Source organism: Kineosporia sp. NBRC 101677 (assembly GCF_030269265.1).
GTDB classification, from domain to species: domain Bacteria; phylum Actinomycetota; class Actinomycetes; order Actinomycetales; family Kineosporiaceae; genus Kineosporia; species Kineosporia rhizophila.
This window is the reverse complement of record NZ_BSTA01000001.1, coordinates 255,914-271,527: the sequence shown is the minus strand read 5'-3', so window position 1 is coordinate 271,527 and position 15,614 is coordinate 255,914. Positions and strand designations below refer to the sequence as shown.

Below are 15,614 nucleotides of genomic sequence, written 5' to 3'. Positions count from 1 at the left end.
GAGTCAGGGAGCACCGCATGGGTCATAGTCATTTCAACGGGCTGAAGACCGCCGTCCTGCTGGGTGGCCTCTCGGCGTTCTTGCTGGTGATCGGTCAGCTGATGGCCGGGAGCACCGGTCTGGTGATCGCCTTCGGGGTCTCGCTGGCGATCAGCGGTTACCAGTACTGGAACTCCGGCAAGATGGCGATCAAGGCGATGCGCGCCCGCCCGGTCAGCGAGGCCGAGCAGCCGGTGATGTACCGGATCGTGCGGGAGCTGGCCAACGAGGCCCGCCAGCCGATGCCCGCGCTGTACATCTCACCCACCCAGGCGCCGAACGCGTTCGCCACCGGCCGCAACCCGCGCAACGCCGCGGTCTGCTGCACCGAGGGCATCCTGCAGATCCTCGACGAGCGCGAGCTGCGCGGGGTGCTGGGCCACGAGCTGATGCACGTGTACAACCGGGACATCCTCACCGCCTCCGTCGCCGGGGCCCTGGCCAGCGCGATCACCTTCATCGCGCAGTTCGCCTTCTTCTTCGGCGGCAGCGACGAGGAGCGCCCCAACTTCGTCGCGATGATCGCGATGTCGCTGCTCGGCCCGCTCGCCGCCGGGGTGATCCAGATGGCGGTCAGCCGCACCCGCGAGTACGACGCCGACGAGGACGGCGCCAAGCTCACCGGCGACCCGCTGGCGCTGGCCTCGGCCCTGCGCAAGCTGGAGATGGGCACCCGGCAGCTGCCGCTGCCGCCCGAGCGGGAGCTGGTCAACTCCAGCCACATGATGATCGCCAACCCGTTCCGGGGTGGCGGGGTGGCCAAGCTCTTCGCCACCCACCCGCCGATGGCCGACCGCATCGCCCGCCTGGAGTCGATGGCCGGCTACCGCCGCTGAACCACCCGACCGGGTTCTCCCCGCCGGTCGCCGGCGCGGTGAGAACCTGTCAGCCCCCGGAGCCATCGCTCGGCTCCGGGGGCTGTGTTCGTTCTCAGAGGTGACCACCGACGAAGGGGCCGCCCGACCGCCTCAGCGGCTCAGGGACGTCCCCAGTCGGGATCTTCGAGCAGGGCCTGCACATCGGCCGGCGACAGTTCCGCCGCATCCACGCCGCGCTGGGCCAGCCACTCGGACAGCAGCCGGCGTGCGGTCGGCGGGTCGCAGCCCAGCCGGGCCATGAGCACCCCGGTCGCCAGATCGCTCATCTGCTGGGCCTGGACCCGGGCCACCGCGTCCCGGGCCTGGCCGGCCTGGTCGGTGAGGTCCCGCTCCAGGCTCAGGCAGATGGTCAGCGGATCGACGTAGCGCCTGAGGCGGTCGGTCTCGGCACCCTCGGTGATCTCACCGAGCAGGAGACCGACCATCGAGTTGAGCAGCTCGCGCAGCGGCGTCGAACTCTGAAGACGGTCCGGCGCAGCAGCGGCATCAGGTCGCGGAGAACGGCCTGTGGTCGTCATGCAGTCGTACTTCCCCATCCATCGCGGGGCGGGACGACTTACCGGGTCCCGCCAGGAAATGGATCTTTACGACTGCTTCACAAAGGTCCGGAAGGATCTTAGCCCGCCCGGGGCACTGCTTGGTGCACCTGCGCCGGGTTACGAACCGTCGGCCTTCTGGTAGAGCGGCACGAACAGTTCCTTGAACTTCGCCGCGCTGTTCGGGAACGAGTTCTCGAGGCTGTGCTGGCCGCCCTGGCCGTCGGTGTAGTCGTACTCGAAGTAGGCCGCGTACGCCACGTTGTTGGCCGGGTCGGTGATGAAGTCGTACATCCGCTGGATGTAGTCGGGGTTGTCGTGGCCGCCGATGCCGTCCGGGCGGGCCCAGACCCCCCACTCCGGGATGGACAGCGGCTTGCCGTGGTCCTTGGCGAACTGCGACCAGTACTGCAGACCGCGGTCGCCGCCGTAGATCGACACGTCCCAGGCCTTCTTCTGGGCCTTCACGTAGCAGGCGCTGTCGCAGTCGTCCGGGTACGGGTAGGCCGCGCCGGACACGTCGTAGGCGTCCACCCCGACGTAGTCGACCACGTCGTCACCGGGGTAGTAGTTCGCCGCGTCGTACTTGTTCGGCCCGCCGTTGACGTTCCAGTCGAACTCGAACTTCGCACCGTCCACCGAGCGCATGGTCTCGACGACGTTGCGGTAGAACGCCTTCCAGCTCTCGGCGTCGTCGCTGGCCCACTTCCACGACTCCAGGTTGAACTCCCAGCCGACGCGCAGGACCGCGTCCTCCTGGCCGGCCTTGACCAGGTTGTCGGCGAGGTTGCGGAAGTAGTCGTTGTAGTCGCCTGCGGCCCCGGCCTGGATGCTCACGCCCTCGACGTCGGTGGGCAGCAGGGGTACGCCGTAGACCAGGCGGTACGGGGTGTCGGCCCACTCGTCGAACAGGTACTGCGGGTTGGCGATGTTGTCCCAGGTGCCGCGGGCCGAGAAGTCGACCACGTACTCGACGTCGGCCCCCAGCCACTGCTGGTACGCCTCGACGTTGTCGGCCGAGGTCTGCCGGAACACCCCGAACTTGGTGCCGGTGCCCCCAGTGCTGCCCTCGCCGGCCGAGGCGCTGGGGGTGGGGGAGCTGGTCTCGTCGTCCGAACCCTGGGTGACCGCGAAGATCACGCCGATCAGCGCGATCAGCGCCACCACCGCCCCGGCGGCCAGCAGTTTCTTGCGCGCGCCACCGGTGGCCGGGGGCTTGCCGCCCGGGCCCGACGGGGGATCGGCCGGCCCGCCCGGGATGGGGCTGGTCGCGGCGGCCGGATCGCTCTCCGGTGCCGCGTGCCGCCCATTCCCGTGGGACAACCCGCTCTGGTGGGCGTCGTCCGATGGCGTGGCGCGCATGGTTCGCAGACCTTTCCGGTACGGGGGTGCGGCGAACTGCTGTCGCCTCTCGCAACTCTAACGCTGCGGAAGAGATGGGACCGCTGTCCGCCGATCGTTGGCAGTCTCGAGAGTGCCCGGTGATCGCGGTGAATCCGCTGAGAATCGCCGTGATTACGCACCGGCGCACGCTCAGCCCGGGAACCCGGTTTCACCCGTCCGGCAGCCCGCGGATCGAGTGACCGGTCATGTGCTCTCTGTGGTCGCTCCGAGAAATGCTTGAGATTTCAACTAAGTCGTCCTACCTTTGAAATATGACCTCCACGGTGGACCCCACGGCGCCCGGTGCGGCGTTCGATGCCTTCCTTCCCGGAGCGCTGGCCACCAGCCAGGCGCAGCGCGACTGGACCCCCGCCGACGGCGCCCTGCCGGCGCTCTACCTCTCCCACGGCGCGCCCCCGCTCTTCGACGACGGCCCCTGGATGGATCAGCTGCACGCCTGGGCGCAGCAGATGCCCAAGCCGAAGAGCATCCTGATCATCAGCGCGCACTGGGAGTCGGCGCCGCTCAGCCTGACCAGCCCGCTGGCCCACACCCCGCTGGTCTACGACTTCGGCGGGTTCGCCCAGCGCTACTTCGAGATGCAGTACCGCACCCCGGACGCAGCCGCTCTGGCCGCGTTGGTCACCTCGGTGATGCCGGACGTGGAGACGGTGCACCAGCACAACAGCCGGGGCCTGGACCACGGCGCCTGGGTGCCGCTGAAGGTGATGTACCCGCTCGGCGACGTGCCGGTGCTGCAGCTGAGCATCCCCACCCATGACCCGGCCAAGCTGATGGAACTGGGCCGGCGCCTGCGCCCACTGCGGGAGCAGGGTGTGCTGATCATCGGCTCCGGCTTCATGACCCACGGCCTGCCGTTCCTGACCCGTGAGGCGTTCGCCGGCAAGATCCCGGGCTGGTCGGCCGACTTCGACTCCTGGGCCCAGGAGACGCTGGCCCGCGGCGACGTGGACACGCTGATGAACTACCTGAAACGTGCTCCCGGTCTGCCCTACTCGCACCCCACGGTGGAGCACTTCGTGCCGGCGTTCATCACGCTGGGCGCCGCCTCGAACCCGGAAGCCCCGGTCACCACGACCATCGAGGGCTACATGTGGGGGCTGTCCAAGCGGTCGTTCCAGGTCGCCTGAGCGGTCTCGGTCGCCTCCCAGCCCGCTCGGCTGGGAGGCAACCTATGGACGTCCTACCGCCCCGAGCGTCCATAGGTTGTGTATTCAGTGGTCCCCTGGGCAAGGGCGGTGAGCGACGCCACCAGCCGCCGGAGCAACGACGGGGCGAGTGGGACGGAAGGCAGATCCTCCGGGGCCACCCAGTGCGCCGCCCGTAACTCGCTCTCCTGCAGCTGAATCGAATCGATCTGGGTAGGGCTCAGCGTCCCGCCGTCGAAGACGAACTGCAGCTGATCGCCCCAGACCCCGTGCCGCGGCACCCAATCGACCACCAGCAGCCGCCCGGGCACGGTCTCCAGCCCCAGCTCCTCGGCCAGCTCGCGGGTACACCCCAGGTGCGGGTCCTCGTTCGCCTCGACCACCCCGCCGGCCATCACCCAGGTGGGCTTGTAGACGGCCTCCAGCAGCAGCACCCGGCCCAGCCCATCACGGATCAGCGCGGCCGCCGCAACGTTCTTGCTCGGCAGGCGGGACGCGATGCCCGGGTTGAACTCGGCCTCCGGCACACCCTCGGTGAGCAGGTCGTCGTCGAGCGAGGGAACAGTGGTCACGACGCTCGATCGAACACCTCCCCGCGCGGGAGATGCAAGCTCCGAGGGGCCACGGTGGCGGAGTTCACCGGATCGACCCACCGCCGTCGACTTCATGGCCGCTGGACACGGATTGGCCGTAGACCCCCTGAGCTCAGCCCGCACACACTCGTCCCGTGTATGTCCCCGCCCACTTCGCTGCTACCCCCGAGCAGATCCACGAGCTCCTGACCCGCCCCGCCGCCGCCGACCTGATCACGCCCACGGCAGACGGCCTGGTCGCCACCTTCCTCCCCCTGCTGTTCGACCCCTCCGCCGGACCGCAGGGAGCCCTCCTGGGACACCTGGCCCGCAACAACCCGCACTGGCAGTCCCCGCCCACCGGCGAGTCGCTGGTCATCCTGCGCGGCCCCGACAGCTACGTCTCGCCCTCCTGGTACGCCAGCAAGGCCGAGCACGGCCGGGTGGTGCCGACCTGGAACTACCTGACCGCCCACGTCTACGGCGACCTGGTGATCCACGACGACGTGGCCTGGCTGGAGACCCTGGTGAACCGGCTCACCGACCAGCACGAGGCCGGCCGCACCCCGGCCTGGGCGGTCGACGACGCCCCGCCGAAGTTCGTCGCGGGCCAGCTGCGCGCGATCGTGGGGGTCGAGCTGCGGATCACCCGGATCGAGGCCAAGGCCAAACTCAGCCAGAACCGGCCCGAGGCCGACCGCGAGGGAGTGGTCGCGGGGCTGCTGGCGGTGGGGGACGAGGCCGGGGCCGAGGCGGTGCGGCGCGCCGCGCCGCGCAGTAGCGCTGCCAGTGCTTTCGGGTCACTCCAGCAGATCGGCCACGTTGGGCGTGCCGGGTTCTCCGAGGAGATCCAGGCGAGCTTGGGCACGGGCGGCCAGAGAGAGTGGTGAGACACCGTCAACCAGTTGAGCGTGTGCCACCCGGTCCAGCGCTGCTCCCACCAGAGGCGCGGTGGTGCGCAGAGTGACTTCCAGCCCTGCCGCAGACGCGGCTCCGCCGTGCAGGACGACATTGCGCATCCGGTAGAGCCGCTGAAAAGCGCTCTCCAGGTGGCCACGGAGCTCGGTCAGCGCTGGGTGCGGATCGGCAAGGAGAGCGAGGACCCGTTCCTGGGCGGCTGCCGCCTCTGGGGTGGAAACGGACAGGCAACCGCCTTGGGCGTAGTGGTCCAGCATCACCCGGCACCTTGCTCGGTTGGTGTCGGCAAGCGCCAGATGCTGTGCGAAGTCCTCGGCCGCCGGAATCCGGTCCGCCCTCTCCTGCGCCCGTGGTCCCGCCACTCCCACCGCATTCACTGAAGACGTCTGCCCGGCTTGCCCGTATGAAAGGGCGGTGAGTTCGGCCCGAGGCCATGAACACGCCACCAGAGCGGCTGCACGAAGGCTCACCACGACGCCTCGCCCCTGCTGAGCGTCCTCCGGGTCGCCGGGAGAACAGAGAAGAGACTCCAGGGCCGACCAGCCGCTGGCAATGGCCGGCCCGCGGGAACCGCTGTGATTCAGGGCCGCAGCCAGTTCGAGGGCGTCGTCCAGAACCGTTGGCTCGATGCCGACATCATGAATCTTCTTCTCTCGGACCAGCGATTTCACGAAGACGCTGCGATGCGGGTTGTCCAGACCGAAAAGCTTGACTCCCGACAGGTCGGCTGTAGCGGGGTCGTGTATCCATGCGGCATCGAACGCCTTGATATGTGTGTAGCCGGCCGCATAGCTCGCCCGCGCCAGGAGCCGGTCCCTGATGGCTGCGGTCTGCTCGGCGGCCGCATAGCTGTCCAGGGCGGGTAAGCGGTAGTGGAACCCGCCTACATAGCGCGGCACGGCCTGCCCTGCGCGCGTGCCGCCACGTTCTGTCAGCCAGGTCTTGACCTGCGGACCGGTTCGCCAGTTCGGCTGCTGTCGGGCCGTCGTCTCCTTCGGCATGACTTCGAAGGGCAGAAGCACGTCGTAGAGGCGGCGCTCGCAGCAGTCGAGCGCCATCGCGTCCTCAAAAACGTCTTGCAGGCTGCTCCTGGCCTCGATATGCCGACGCATCCCGGCGTGCAGGTGGGCCATGCTGTAGCCGCGGTCGAGCAGATGCGATGCGACGGCGCGAGCTACTCGCTCAGGTCCCGGGGGCGAGGCCGAGGTCACGGCTTCGGCCCAGCGCTTCAGGTATCCGTCGGCAACGTGGGGAACGAGTTGCTCCAGTGTCCGCCAGTGCCTTGTGTCGTAGTGCGCGCCTGACTTCAATTCATCGGCGACGGACCGTCTGAGCCTTCCCGAAGCAACGCCTCGGTCTTGGCCGACGGCGCGTTGCATCTCGTGACAGAAGTTGAGGAGCGCCGCCTCTCGCAGAACGTTCTGGTTCCGCCATCGAGAGGCCTCCAGCACTTCGTACAGCCCACCCACGGTTCCGGCGTTCCACAGTCTTCGCTGCCACGGTGAACTGGCGAAGTAGAACTCCTTGAGGCGGACGGCGACATGGGTTGCGTACCAGTCCTGACCAATCACCCCTTGCATCAGTGGAACGCCCGAGAGGGCGGCGTCCTGGGGGTTGCTCATTGCCCGAGTGTGCCCGTATCTTGAAAGTCGCTGCCCCGGGCAGCCCAAGTTCTGAAGTAGGGGAGTCGCCTCCTTGGAGGCCGCTCCCCACTTTTCTTTTGCCTGACCTGGCGGTTCGTCCCTTTCGACGCTGCGAGTCGTTACGTGTGGTTCTCGTGGGCTCGGGGTCGAGGTGCAGCCCGGGTGCGTGCTCTCGCGGGCAACGCCGAAACAATGCACTAGTGATGTACGTCACTGCATAGCAGGAGTCCTCGGGTGATGAGGGTGGCGTCCAGATCTGGGGTCGGCAGCAGCAGGCAGGGCGTAACGGGGGCAAGGATCTTGAAAACTTGGACGCGCATGAGACGCGGACACCCGTAGATCCCCGCTCCCACCCGGTGACGCCCGGACAAACGCCGAAACGCCCACCAACCTGCTTGCGCAGATCAGCGGGCGTTTCGCCTGGTGTGGCTGGTGCAGGGTTCGAACCTGCGTAGGCTGAGCCGTCTGATTTACAGTCAGATCCCTTTGGCCACTCGGGCAACCAGCCTTGGTGCACCGTCCGAGCCCTTCGGCCCGTTCGGCGAATGGAAGAATAGCAAGGATGACGGGTGCTTCGCGCACCCGCTCCCGTCCGGGCCCCTCCGAGGGGCTCCGGCGGACCGTTCGGACCCCCTCAGGTAAGCAAGAAGGAGCTTCGTCTTGGCCAGCGATTCGTCGTTCGATGTGGTCAGCAAGGTCGACCGGCAGGAGGTCGACAACGCGCTCAACCAGGCGGAGAAGGAGATCGCCCAGCGCTACGACTTCAAGGGTGTCGGCGCCTCGATCGAGTGGAGCGGTGAGAAGACCGTGGTGATCAAGGCCAACAGCGAGGAGCGGGTGGCCGCGGTTCTGGACGTGTTCCAGAGCAAGCTGATCAAACGTGGTGTCTCGCTGAAGGTGCTGGACTCCTCCGAGCCCAAGGCCTCCGGCAAGGAGTACCGGATGGAGTCCGAGATCAAGGAGGGCCTGTCCCAGGAGATCGCCAAGAAGATCGGCAAGATCATCCGGGACGAGGGCCCGAAGGGTGTGAAGACCCAGATCACCGGCGAGGAGATGCGGGTCTCCAGCAAGAGCCGCGACGACCTGCAGGAGGTCATCACGCTGCTCAAGGGCGCCGACCTGGACGTGGCGCTGCAGTTCGTGAACTACCGCTGAACTGAGACGCAGAACACAAACTGAAGACGGCGTCGGGCCCACCTGGGTGGGCACCGGCGCCGCTTTCGTTGTGGGGCCTCAGACCGTCACCAGTGCCGGTGCCTCTTCCCGGTGGCGCGCGGGGAGCAGGAGGGCCACGGCGACGGCCGCGAGCGCCGCGGTGCCCGCGGCGATCAGTGAGCCGGCCTGCACGCCGTCCAGGAATCCCTGGCGCACTGCGTCGGCGGCCGGCCCGGCGACCGATGCGGGCAGTTGCCCGACCATCTGCATGCCGGCCATCACCGACTCCTTCGCGATCGCCGTGGTCTCCCCGTCGACGCCCAGGCCGGACAGCGAGTCCTGGATGCTCGAGGCGTAGAAGGAGCTCGTCACCGAGCCCAGCACCGCGACCCCGAGCGTGCCGCCGACCTCACGGGTGGTGTCGTTGACCGCCGAGCCCACGCCCGCCTTCTCCTTCGGCAGCGCCCCGACGATCGCGTCGGTGGCCGGGCCGGTGCTCAGGGCCAGGCCGGTCGCCATCAGCACCATCGAGCAGATCACCTTGCCCCAGTAGTCCGACTCCAAGGTCACCGTGGAGGCCAGGTAGAAGCCGGCCGACATCGAGGCCAGGCCGGCGGTGACCACCACGGTGGTGCCCCAGCGCTTCATCAGCAGGATCGCGACCGGCGACAGGACCCCGGTGACCAGCGCGAACGGCAGAGTGGCGAGACCGGCCCGGAGGGCGCCCCAGCCCTCTACGGCCTGGAAGTACTGGGTGATCAGGAAGATGAAGCCGAACAGGGCGAAGAACGCCGCGGTGATCGCCCCGCTGGCCGCGCTGAACCGGGGGTTGGTGAAGAGCCGGACGTCGAGCAGCGGGTGCGGGTGCCGGGCCTCCCAGGCGATGAACCCGGCCAGCAGCAGCACCGCCGCCACGAAACCGGTGATCGTGGTGGCCGACGTCCAGCCGTGTCCGGGGGCCTCGATCAGGGTCCAGACCAGGGTGCCCACGACCGCCACCGAGCCCAGCGCGCCGAGCCGGTCGAAGCCACCGGCCTGCTCGTCCCTCGACTCGCCGAGCACGAACCAGCCGGCGGCCAGGGCCAGGGCGGCGAGCGGCAGGTTGACCAGGAACACCGAGTTCCAGGCGAAGTGCTCCAGCAGCACCCCGCCGCTGACCGGGCCGATCGCCACGGCCAGGCCGGAGACGCCGGCCCAGACCCCGATCGCGGTGGCCCGCTCGCGGGCGTCGGTGAAGACGTTGGTCAGGAGCCCCAGGGTGGCCGGGTAGATCATCGCCGCCGCCACCCCCATCGCGGCCCGCCCGGCGACCAGTTCCCCGGTGGTGGAAGCGAGCGAGGCCAGGAACGAGGTCAGGGCGAACAGCGCCAGGCCGAGCTGCAGGGTGCGCAGCCGCCCGAACCGGTCACCGAGGTGACCGCTGAGCAGCAGCAGGCTGGCGAAGACGAGCGTGTAGGCATCGACGATCCACTGCAGGCCGCTGGTCGAGGCACCCAGTTCGCGGCTCAGGGTCGGCAGCGCGACGTTGACGATCGTGTTGTCCACCGTGACCAGCAGCACGCTCAGGCAGAGCACGACCAGCATCCACCAGCGGCGCGGGTCACGGGCAGCGTTCGGGTTCGGTGCGCTCATCGCCAGCTCCTTAGAACAACGTCCTATAGTTGTGGCACTACGTTCTACTAGCGGCCCGGGTTCGTCAACCCCGGGGGCGTGGTGAGGGAGGATGGGCCGATGGAGGACGGGTCGGCACGGGTTTCGTCGGGTGGTCGAGTGGGCGGAACGAAGGACGGCGAAGTCGGCGATGGCGGCAGCGGTCCGTTGGGTGGGGGGTCGGCTCCGTCGACGAACCGTGCGGAACGGACCAAGGCTCCGGCGGCGTCGTCCGCCGGGCCGACAGTTGAGTCGTCGCCCCGAAAGAAGACGCGGAAAACCGTTGCGGCGCAGACGAAGGCCCGATCCGTGCGCACCCCCAGCGCGGACGTGAAGACCGCGCTGACCGACGCCGCCGAAGCGGTGCTGATGCGTGAGGGCCCGGCGGCGGTCACGGTGCGTGCGGTGGCCGCTGAGGCCGGGGTCGCGCCGATGGGCGTCTACAACCGGTTCGGCAGCAAGGACGGCCTGATCGAGGCGCTGCTGATCCGCGGCTTCCAGGGGCTGACGGCGGCGATCTCGCCTCGGGACGCCGAGGCCGACCCGGTCCTGCGGCTCTGGATGTCGGGGCTGCGCTACCGGGAGTTCGCGCTGTCCCACCGCTCGCACTACGCCCTGATGTTCGGCGACCTGACCGAGAAGGACTGGGAGCGCTCGGACGAGTTCGCCGACTGTGCCGGGGCGGCGTTCCAGGTCCTGGTGGACCACGTCTTCACCCTGATGGCGGCCGGCCGGCTGATCGAGGGTGATGCGGCCACGGTTGCCAGGCAGGTCTGGAGCGCGGTGCACGGCGCGGTCGCACTGGAGATGGGCGGCCTGGTGGCGCCGGACGAGGCCGAGGCCTCGTACCGCCGGGTGCTGGTCATGATCGTTCGTGGGCTCGCGGTGCCCGGAACCCTGGTCTTCCCCGACCCGCAGGGCCCGCCAGGAACCCCCGAAAAGCGTTCTGACCAGGACGAATGATGCTCCGGCGCGGCGCGTGGGGGAATGGATTTCAGTCCTGGGCCCCGGATCCTGTATCGTTCTCGACGTCGCCGGGAAAGCAACAAGCCGCCCGGAGGACAGGCCCCGATAGCTCAGTCGGCAGAGCGTCTCCATGGTAAGGAGAAGGTCTAGGGTTCGATTCCCTATCGGGGCTCTGGTTGGTCTTGTCCAGAGCGAGACCGCGCTTGGCGGGGTAGCTCAGTTGGTAGAGCAAACGACTCATAATCGTTGTGTCACGGGTTCAAGTCCCGTCCTCGCTACTCTGAAGTTATCTTTACCGCCGCAGTTCGATCCTCATCGACAGCGAACCCATCGAAAGAGGCCCCGCCGTGGCTAGCAAGGCTGCAGACGTCCGCCCGAAGATCACCATGGCGTGCGTCGAGTGCAAAGAGCGCAACTACATCACCAAGAAGAACCGGCGTAACGACCCGGACCGGATGGAACTGAAGAAGTTCTGCCCGCGCTGCGGCAACCACACCGCGCACCGCGAGACCCGCTGAGTCGTCCTCGCCGAATGGCCGTCCCGTTCGCGGGGCGGCCATTCGTCATGTTTGCCCCCTGATCTCGGGCCCCGCCAGGTCAGCCAGAACCAAGGAGCCGTCCCGTGGGCGTGAACCCACAGATCGCCGGCAAGACCTACACCGGTGCGCCGGTCTACGAGGTCGGCCGGGAGAAGATCCGCGAGTTCGCCGAGGCGATCGGTTCGACCGATCCGGTGCACACCGACCCGGCGGCCGCCCAGGCGCTCGGTCACCCCGACGTGGTGGCCCCGCCCACCTTCGCCATCGTGATCGCCCAGCGCTGCGAGGGGCAGGTGATGAGCGATCCGGAGGCCGGGATCGACTACACCCGCCTGGTGCACGGCGAGCAGAAGTTCACCCACCACCGGCCGATCGTCGCCGGTGACCGCCTCACCTCGGTGGCGCACGTCGACGACGCCCGGCTGATGGCCGGCAACGGCCGGGTGATCACCCGGGTCGAGATCACCGACGCGGCGGGCGAACCGGTCGTCACCGCCGTGTCGATGGTGGTCATCCGGGCTGAGGAAAAGGCCGAGGAAAAAGCTGAGGAGAAGGCGTGAGCGCGAAGTTTGGCCAGGTCGCGGTGGGCGAGGAGCTGCCCGCGGCGGACATCACCGTCACCCGCGCCGACCTGATCCGCTACGCCGGGGCCAGCGGCGACTTCAACGTGATCCACTGGAACGAGCGGGTGGCCACCTCGGTCGGCCTGCCCGGCGTGATCGCGCACGGGATGTACACGATGGCCCTGGGCGGCCGGTACGTCAGTGAGTGGGCCGGCGACGCCGGTGCGGTGCTGGAGTACGGCGTCCGGTTCACCAACCCGGTGCCGGTACCGGACGACGAGGCCGGGGCCACCATCACGTTCGGCGGCAAGGTCACGGCCGTCGACGAGGAGAACCGCACCGCCACCGTCACCCTGACCGCGCTCAGCAGTGGGCAGAAGGTCCTGGGCAAGGCGATCGCGAAGGTCCGGCTCGCCTGACCTGATCGGGCGGGATCGCGGAGCAGACGGGCACGACAAGCGTGGAGGACGGCGAGATGGTGCGGCTGGCGGAGCTGACGACCCTGCGGGTGGGAGGTCCGGCCCGGCGGCACGTGACCGCCTCCACCGCCGACGAACTGGTGGCCGCCGTTCGCGCGGCCGACCAGGCGGGCGAACCGCTGCTGCTGGTCGGTGGCGGCTCGAACCTGGTGGTGGGCGACGCGGGCTTCGACGGCACCGTGGTGCAGATCACCTCGCGCGGGATCACCGTGCACTCGGTCGACTACTGCGGGGGCGCGGAGATCACGGTCGAGGCCGGGCACCCGTGGGACGAGGTGGTCGCCCGCGCGGTCGCCGAAGGCTGGACCGGGGTCGAGGCGCTGTCCGGCATCCCGGGTTCGACCGGGGCCACGCCGGTGCAGAACGTGGGCGCCTACGGTCAGGAGGTGTCCGGCACGATCTCCGCGGTACGCACCTACGACCGGGTGGAACAGAAGATCCGGACGCTGGCCGCCACCGACTGCCGCTTCGCCTACCGGGACTCGCTGTTCAAGCGGGAACGGCACCTGGGCGGGCCGCGCTACGTCGTCCTTTCGGTGTCGTTCCAGTTCGTCGTGAGCGACTACAGCGAGCCGCTGCGCTACGCCGAACTGGCCCGCTCCCTGAAAGCCGGGATCGACGAACGGGTGCCGCTCGCAAAGGTGCGCGAGAGCGTCCTCAAACTGCGGGCTGGGAAGGGCATGGTGCTCGACCCGGACGACCACGACACCTGGAGCGCCGGTTCGTTCTTCACCAACCCCCTGCTGCCGGCCGAGCAGGCCGCCGCACTGCCCCCGGAGGCGCCGCGTTTCGACGCCGGCGACGGGAGGGTGAAGACGTCCGCGGCCTGGCTGATCGATCACGCCGGGTTCTCCAAGGGGTTCGGCCTGCCCGGTCCGGCGAGCCTTTCCACCAAGCACACGCTGGCCCTGACCAACCGCGGCGGGGCCGGCGCGGCCGACGTGCTGGACGTGGCCCGGCAGGTCCGCGACGGGGTGGCCAAGATCTACGGCGTGCGGCTGGTGCCCGAGCCCGAACTGATCGGCTGTGAGATCTGACTCGTCCGTCGGACGGAGCTGGACCGGGGAGCACCCGGAACCTGGCAAACTCTCGTCATGCAGCCTGTGATCCGGCCGGTCGCCACCCTCCCCAAGGCCCACCTGCACCTGCACTTCACCGGCTCGATGAGGCCGGCGACGCTGGAGGAGATGGCGGCCAAGCACCGGATCCGCCTGCCGGAGTCGCTGCGGGAGCACCACCTGCTGCGCCTGACCCCGGACGAGCGCGGCTGGTTCCGCTTCCAGCGCCTGTACGACGCGGCCCGGGCCTGTGTGCGCGACGCGGACGACATGCGCCGGCTGGTGATCGAGGCCGCGCAGGACGATGCGGCCGAGGGCTCGCGCTGGCTGGAGATGCAGGTCGATCCCACCTCGTACGCCCCGCACGTGGGCGGGATCACTCCGGCGCTGGAGATCGTGCTCGACGCCGCCCGTGAGGCCTCGCAGACCACCGGCTGCCAGGTGGCGATCGTGGTGGCGGCCAGTCGTATGCGGCATCCGCTCGACGCCCGCATCCTGGCCCGGCTGGCGGCCCGCTACGCCGGTGAGGGCGCGGGCACGGTGGTCGGGTTCGGGCTGAGCAACGACGAGCGCCGGGGCGACACCGAAGAGTTCGCGGCGGCCTTCCGGATCGCCCGCAACGCCGGTCTGGCCAGCGTGCCGCACAGCGGTGAACTGCGGGGGCCCGAGCATGTGCAGACCACCCTCGACGCCCTGGCGCCGGACCGGCTGGGGCACGGTGTGCGCTCGGCCGAGAGTCCCGAGGTGCTGGCCCGGGTGATCGACGCGGGGGTGGCCCTGGAGGTCTGCCCGGCCTCGAACGTGGCCCTGGGGGTGTACCCGACGCTCAGCGAGGTGCCGCTGCGCACCCTGATCGACGCCGGGGCCCGGCTGGCCCTGGGCGCCGACGACCCGCTGCTCTTCGGTCCCCGGCTGGAGGCCCAGTACCAGGCGGCCCGCGACGTGCACGGGCTCTCCGACGACGGGCTGCGGCATCTGGCCGCCTCGTCGATCGAGGCCTCGCGAGCTCCCGACGACGTGAAGAAGACCCTGCTGGCCGAGGTCGAGACCTGGGCGCAGGAGCCGGCCGCGAGCTGAGACGGGTGAGGGCGTGGCTCCGGCGGCGACCCGGAGCCACGCCCTGATGAGCCCGGTCACCGTCCCGCACCCTCAGGCGGGACGGCGACCAGACGCCGCGCATCTGCATGAGCGCGGCTCCGGCTCGGTGAGGCCCGACGGGGGACAGGCCCGGCCGATCCGGAAGCTGGTGGTACTGACGTGCACTGCGTACTGGAGCAGGTCTGTGCGGGTGGCCGGGCGAGCGTCAGCTCGGCGAGCCGGCGGTGGCGATGATGATCGAGACGACGGCGACCGTGACCACCGTGGTGGTGACCCCCAGCATCACGGTCTTCATCAGCAGCCGGAACGGGTTCTGCAGGACCACCACGTAGGGCTGCCGGATGCGGTTGACCAGGTTCATGATGGTGAGAGCCACGGCGAAGAGCAGGACGAAGATCAGCAGCAGCACGCCCTGCCGGCCCCCGTCGCTGCCCCCCGAGGCGACGAGTGTGTTCAGATCGGATGCACTGACCGCGGTGAAGCCCACTTGGTTCCCCTCCCTCGTGCGGCCGAGCAAGGTGCGCGTCGCAGAGCGACCGCTGAGTCCGCGGAGTCGGTGAAGACCTGCGGTCCGTCAGCCCGGTTCGCTGAAGTCGGCGACCGGGCGACTGGTGTTCAGCTGAAAAGCGCCTGATATCAGTGTGGCCATCCTGAAGCCGGACGGCAAGGGATTTCAGGGACAGATCTACCCCGATAAATGAAATTTCAGCGCCATTCAGCCCTGCACGCCTGGCCCCCGCTGATGCCCAGCTGATCTTCACCCGCGGGGTCGAGACTCCGTGCAACGTTGTCAGTTTCGAGCTCACGATGACATTAATCAATGTCATTAAAGAAGCGCAGGTCGTCCGTCACGACGGTATTCGGCGAGGTCGCGCCCGCAATGCCGGAGTGCGCGACACGTTCTGTTTGAATTGCGCTCAGACTCTCCCCGGCTCCAGCCCTTCAGTGGTTAACTTGACGGGTCGGAA

At 68.9% G+C, this 15,614-nt stretch carries 16 protein-coding genes and 3 tRNA genes; 12 read left to right on the top strand and 7 right to left on the bottom strand.

Annotation, left to right across the window (positions count from 1 at the left end; all coding sequences use genetic code 11):
* Positions 1–17 precede the first annotated feature (17 nt).
* Entirely contained in the window at positions 18–875 is an 858-nt protein-coding gene (gene htpX, locus QSK18_RS01295) for a zinc metalloprotease HtpX (RefSeq protein ID WP_232811131.1), read from the top strand.
* Between the two features lie 140 nt (positions 876–1,015).
* Here htpX and QSK18_RS01290 read toward each other — a convergent pair whose 3' ends face one another.
* Together QSK18_RS01290 and QSK18_RS01285 are read right to left on the bottom strand one after the other, a co-directional pair.
* The gene (locus QSK18_RS01290; RefSeq protein ID WP_232811133.1) at positions 1,016–1,435 is read right to left on the bottom strand and encodes an ANTAR domain-containing protein; all 420 of its coding nucleotides are present in this window, start codon (positions 1,433–1,435) and stop codon (positions 1,016–1,018) included.
* Between the two features lie 138 nt (positions 1,436–1,573).
* A complete protein-coding gene (locus tag QSK18_RS01285; protein ID WP_285616349.1) occupies positions 1,574–2,815 on the bottom strand; it encodes a glycosyl hydrolase in 1,242 nt (413 codons plus the stop codon).
* A gap of 293 nt (positions 2,816–3,108) precedes the next feature.
* Here QSK18_RS01285 and QSK18_RS01280 point away from each other — a divergent pair, with 293 nt between their 5' ends.
* Positions 3,109–3,987 carry a dioxygenase family protein gene (locus QSK18_RS01280; RefSeq protein WP_285616348.1) on the top strand — a complete coding sequence of 293 codons (879 nt, stop codon included), beginning with the start codon at positions 3,109–3,111 and terminating at the stop codon, positions 3,985–3,987.
* Positions 3,988–4,040: 53 nt separating this feature from the next.
* On the opposite strand, the gene QSK18_RS01275 is transcribed toward QSK18_RS01280, so the two are convergent.
* Positions 4,041–4,577, bottom strand: coding sequence for an NUDIX domain-containing protein (locus tag QSK18_RS01275; RefSeq protein WP_285616347.1), 537 nt, complete (start codon positions 4,575–4,577; stop codon positions 4,041–4,043).
* A 155-nt stretch (positions 4,578–4,732) separates the two neighbouring features.
* Here QSK18_RS01275 and QSK18_RS01270 point away from each other — a divergent pair, with 155 nt between their 5' ends.
* Positions 4,733–5,467, top strand: a complete 735-nt coding sequence (locus tag QSK18_RS01270; RefSeq protein WP_285616346.1) for an FMN-binding negative transcriptional regulator — start codon at positions 4,733–4,735, stop codon at positions 5,465–5,467.
* Here the strand turns inward: QSK18_RS01270 and QSK18_RS01265 are convergent.
* Positions 5,378–7,117: a hypothetical protein gene (locus QSK18_RS01265; RefSeq protein ID WP_285616345.1), complete on the bottom strand. Its 1,740-nt coding sequence runs from the start codon at positions 7,115–7,117 to the stop codon at positions 5,378–5,380. The genes QSK18_RS01270 and QSK18_RS01265 overlap by 90 nt on opposite strands.
* 447 nt (positions 7,118–7,564) lie before the next feature.
* Positions 7,565–7,646, bottom strand: a tRNA-Tyr gene (locus QSK18_RS01260).
* Between the two features lie 152 nt (positions 7,647–7,798).
* On the opposite strand from QSK18_RS01260, the gene QSK18_RS01255 reads away from it, so the two are divergent.
* A complete protein-coding gene (locus QSK18_RS01255) occupies positions 7,799–8,293 on the top strand; it encodes a YajQ family cyclic di-GMP-binding protein (RefSeq protein ID WP_232811183.1) in 495 nt (164 codons plus the stop codon).
* A 78-nt stretch (positions 8,294–8,371) separates the two neighbouring features.
* Here the strand turns inward: QSK18_RS01255 and QSK18_RS01250 are convergent, their stop codons facing one another.
* Entirely contained in the window at positions 8,372–9,925 is a 1,554-nt protein-coding gene (locus QSK18_RS01250) for a DHA2 family efflux MFS transporter permease subunit (protein WP_232811185.1), read from the bottom strand.
* Positions 9,926–10,252: 327 nt separating this feature from the next.
* Here QSK18_RS01250 and QSK18_RS01245 point away from each other — a divergent pair, with 327 nt between their 5' ends.
* The 8 genes from QSK18_RS01245 (at position 10,253) to QSK18_RS01210 (ending at position 14,625) form a co-directional block, all read left to right on the top strand.
* The gene (locus QSK18_RS01245; RefSeq protein ID WP_285616344.1) at positions 10,253–10,906 is read left to right on the top strand and encodes a TetR/AcrR family transcriptional regulator; all 654 of its coding nucleotides are present in this window, start codon (positions 10,253–10,255) and stop codon (positions 10,904–10,906) included.
* Positions 10,907–11,008: 102 nt separating this feature from the next.
* Positions 11,009–11,081 (top strand) — tRNA-Thr (locus QSK18_RS01240).
* A gap of 33 nt (positions 11,082–11,114) precedes the next feature.
* Positions 11,115–11,187 (top strand) — tRNA-Met (locus QSK18_RS01235).
* Positions 11,188–11,256: 69 nt separating this feature from the next.
* Positions 11,257–11,427, top strand: a complete 171-nt coding sequence (gene rpmG / locus QSK18_RS01230; protein WP_285616343.1) for a 50S ribosomal protein L33 — start codon at positions 11,257–11,259, stop codon at positions 11,425–11,427.
* A 104-nt stretch (positions 11,428–11,531) separates the two neighbouring features.
* On the top strand, positions 11,532–12,008 hold the full coding sequence (locus QSK18_RS01225) for a MaoC family dehydratase N-terminal domain-containing protein (RefSeq protein WP_232811188.1): 477 nt from the start codon (positions 11,532–11,534) through the stop codon (positions 12,006–12,008).
* The gene (locus QSK18_RS01220; protein ID WP_232811190.1) at positions 12,005–12,430 is read left to right on the top strand and encodes a MaoC/PaaZ C-terminal domain-containing protein; all 426 of its coding nucleotides are present in this window, start codon (positions 12,005–12,007) and stop codon (positions 12,428–12,430) included. The genes QSK18_RS01225 and QSK18_RS01220 overlap by 4 nt, the downstream gene beginning before the upstream one ends.
* Positions 12,431–12,471: 41 nt before the next feature.
* Entirely contained in the window at positions 12,472–13,527 is a 1,056-nt protein-coding gene (locus tag QSK18_RS01215) for a UDP-N-acetylmuramate dehydrogenase (protein WP_285616342.1), read from the top strand.
* Positions 13,528–13,584: 57 nt separating this feature from the next.
* Positions 13,585–14,625 (top strand): adenosine deaminase, encoded by a 1,041-nt coding sequence (locus tag QSK18_RS01210; RefSeq protein WP_232811193.1) that lies wholly within the window; start codon positions 13,585–13,587, stop codon positions 14,623–14,625.
* A 226-nt stretch (positions 14,626–14,851) separates the two neighbouring features.
* On the opposite strand, the gene QSK18_RS01205 is transcribed toward QSK18_RS01210, so the two are convergent.
* Complete coding sequence (locus QSK18_RS01205) at positions 14,852–15,133, bottom strand: hypothetical protein (protein WP_232811194.1); 282 nt, start codon at positions 15,131–15,133, stop codon at positions 14,852–14,854.
* Between the last annotated feature and the right edge of the window lie 481 nt (positions 15,134–15,614).

Bases quoted from the DNA above. Each gene is read 5' to 3' on its own strand.
- QSK18_RS01285 (WP_285616349.1), bottom strand. From the start codon at position 2,815: ATGCGCGCCACGCCATCGGACGACGCCCACCAGAGCGGGTTGTCCCAC.
- QSK18_RS01290 (WP_232811133.1), bottom strand. From the start codon at position 1,435: ATGACGACCACAGGCCGTTCTCCGCGACCTGATGCCGCTGCTGCGCCG.
- QSK18_RS01280 (WP_285616348.1), top strand. From the start codon at position 3,109: ATGACCTCCACGGTGGACCCCACGGCGCCCGGTGCGGCGTTCGATGCC.
- QSK18_RS01250 (WP_232811185.1), bottom strand. From the start codon at position 9,925: ATGAGCGCACCGAACCCGAACGCTGCCCGTGACCCGCGCCGCTGGTGG.
- QSK18_RS01210 (WP_232811193.1), top strand. From the start codon at position 13,585: ATGCAGCCTGTGATCCGGCCGGTCGCCACCCTCCCCAAGGCCCACCTG.
- QSK18_RS01265 (WP_285616345.1), bottom strand. From the start codon at position 7,117: ATGAGCAACCCCCAGGACGCCGCCCTCTCGGGCGTTCCACTGATGCAA.
- htpX (WP_232811131.1), top strand. From the start codon at position 18: ATGGGTCATAGTCATTTCAACGGGCTGAAGACCGCCGTCCTGCTGGGT.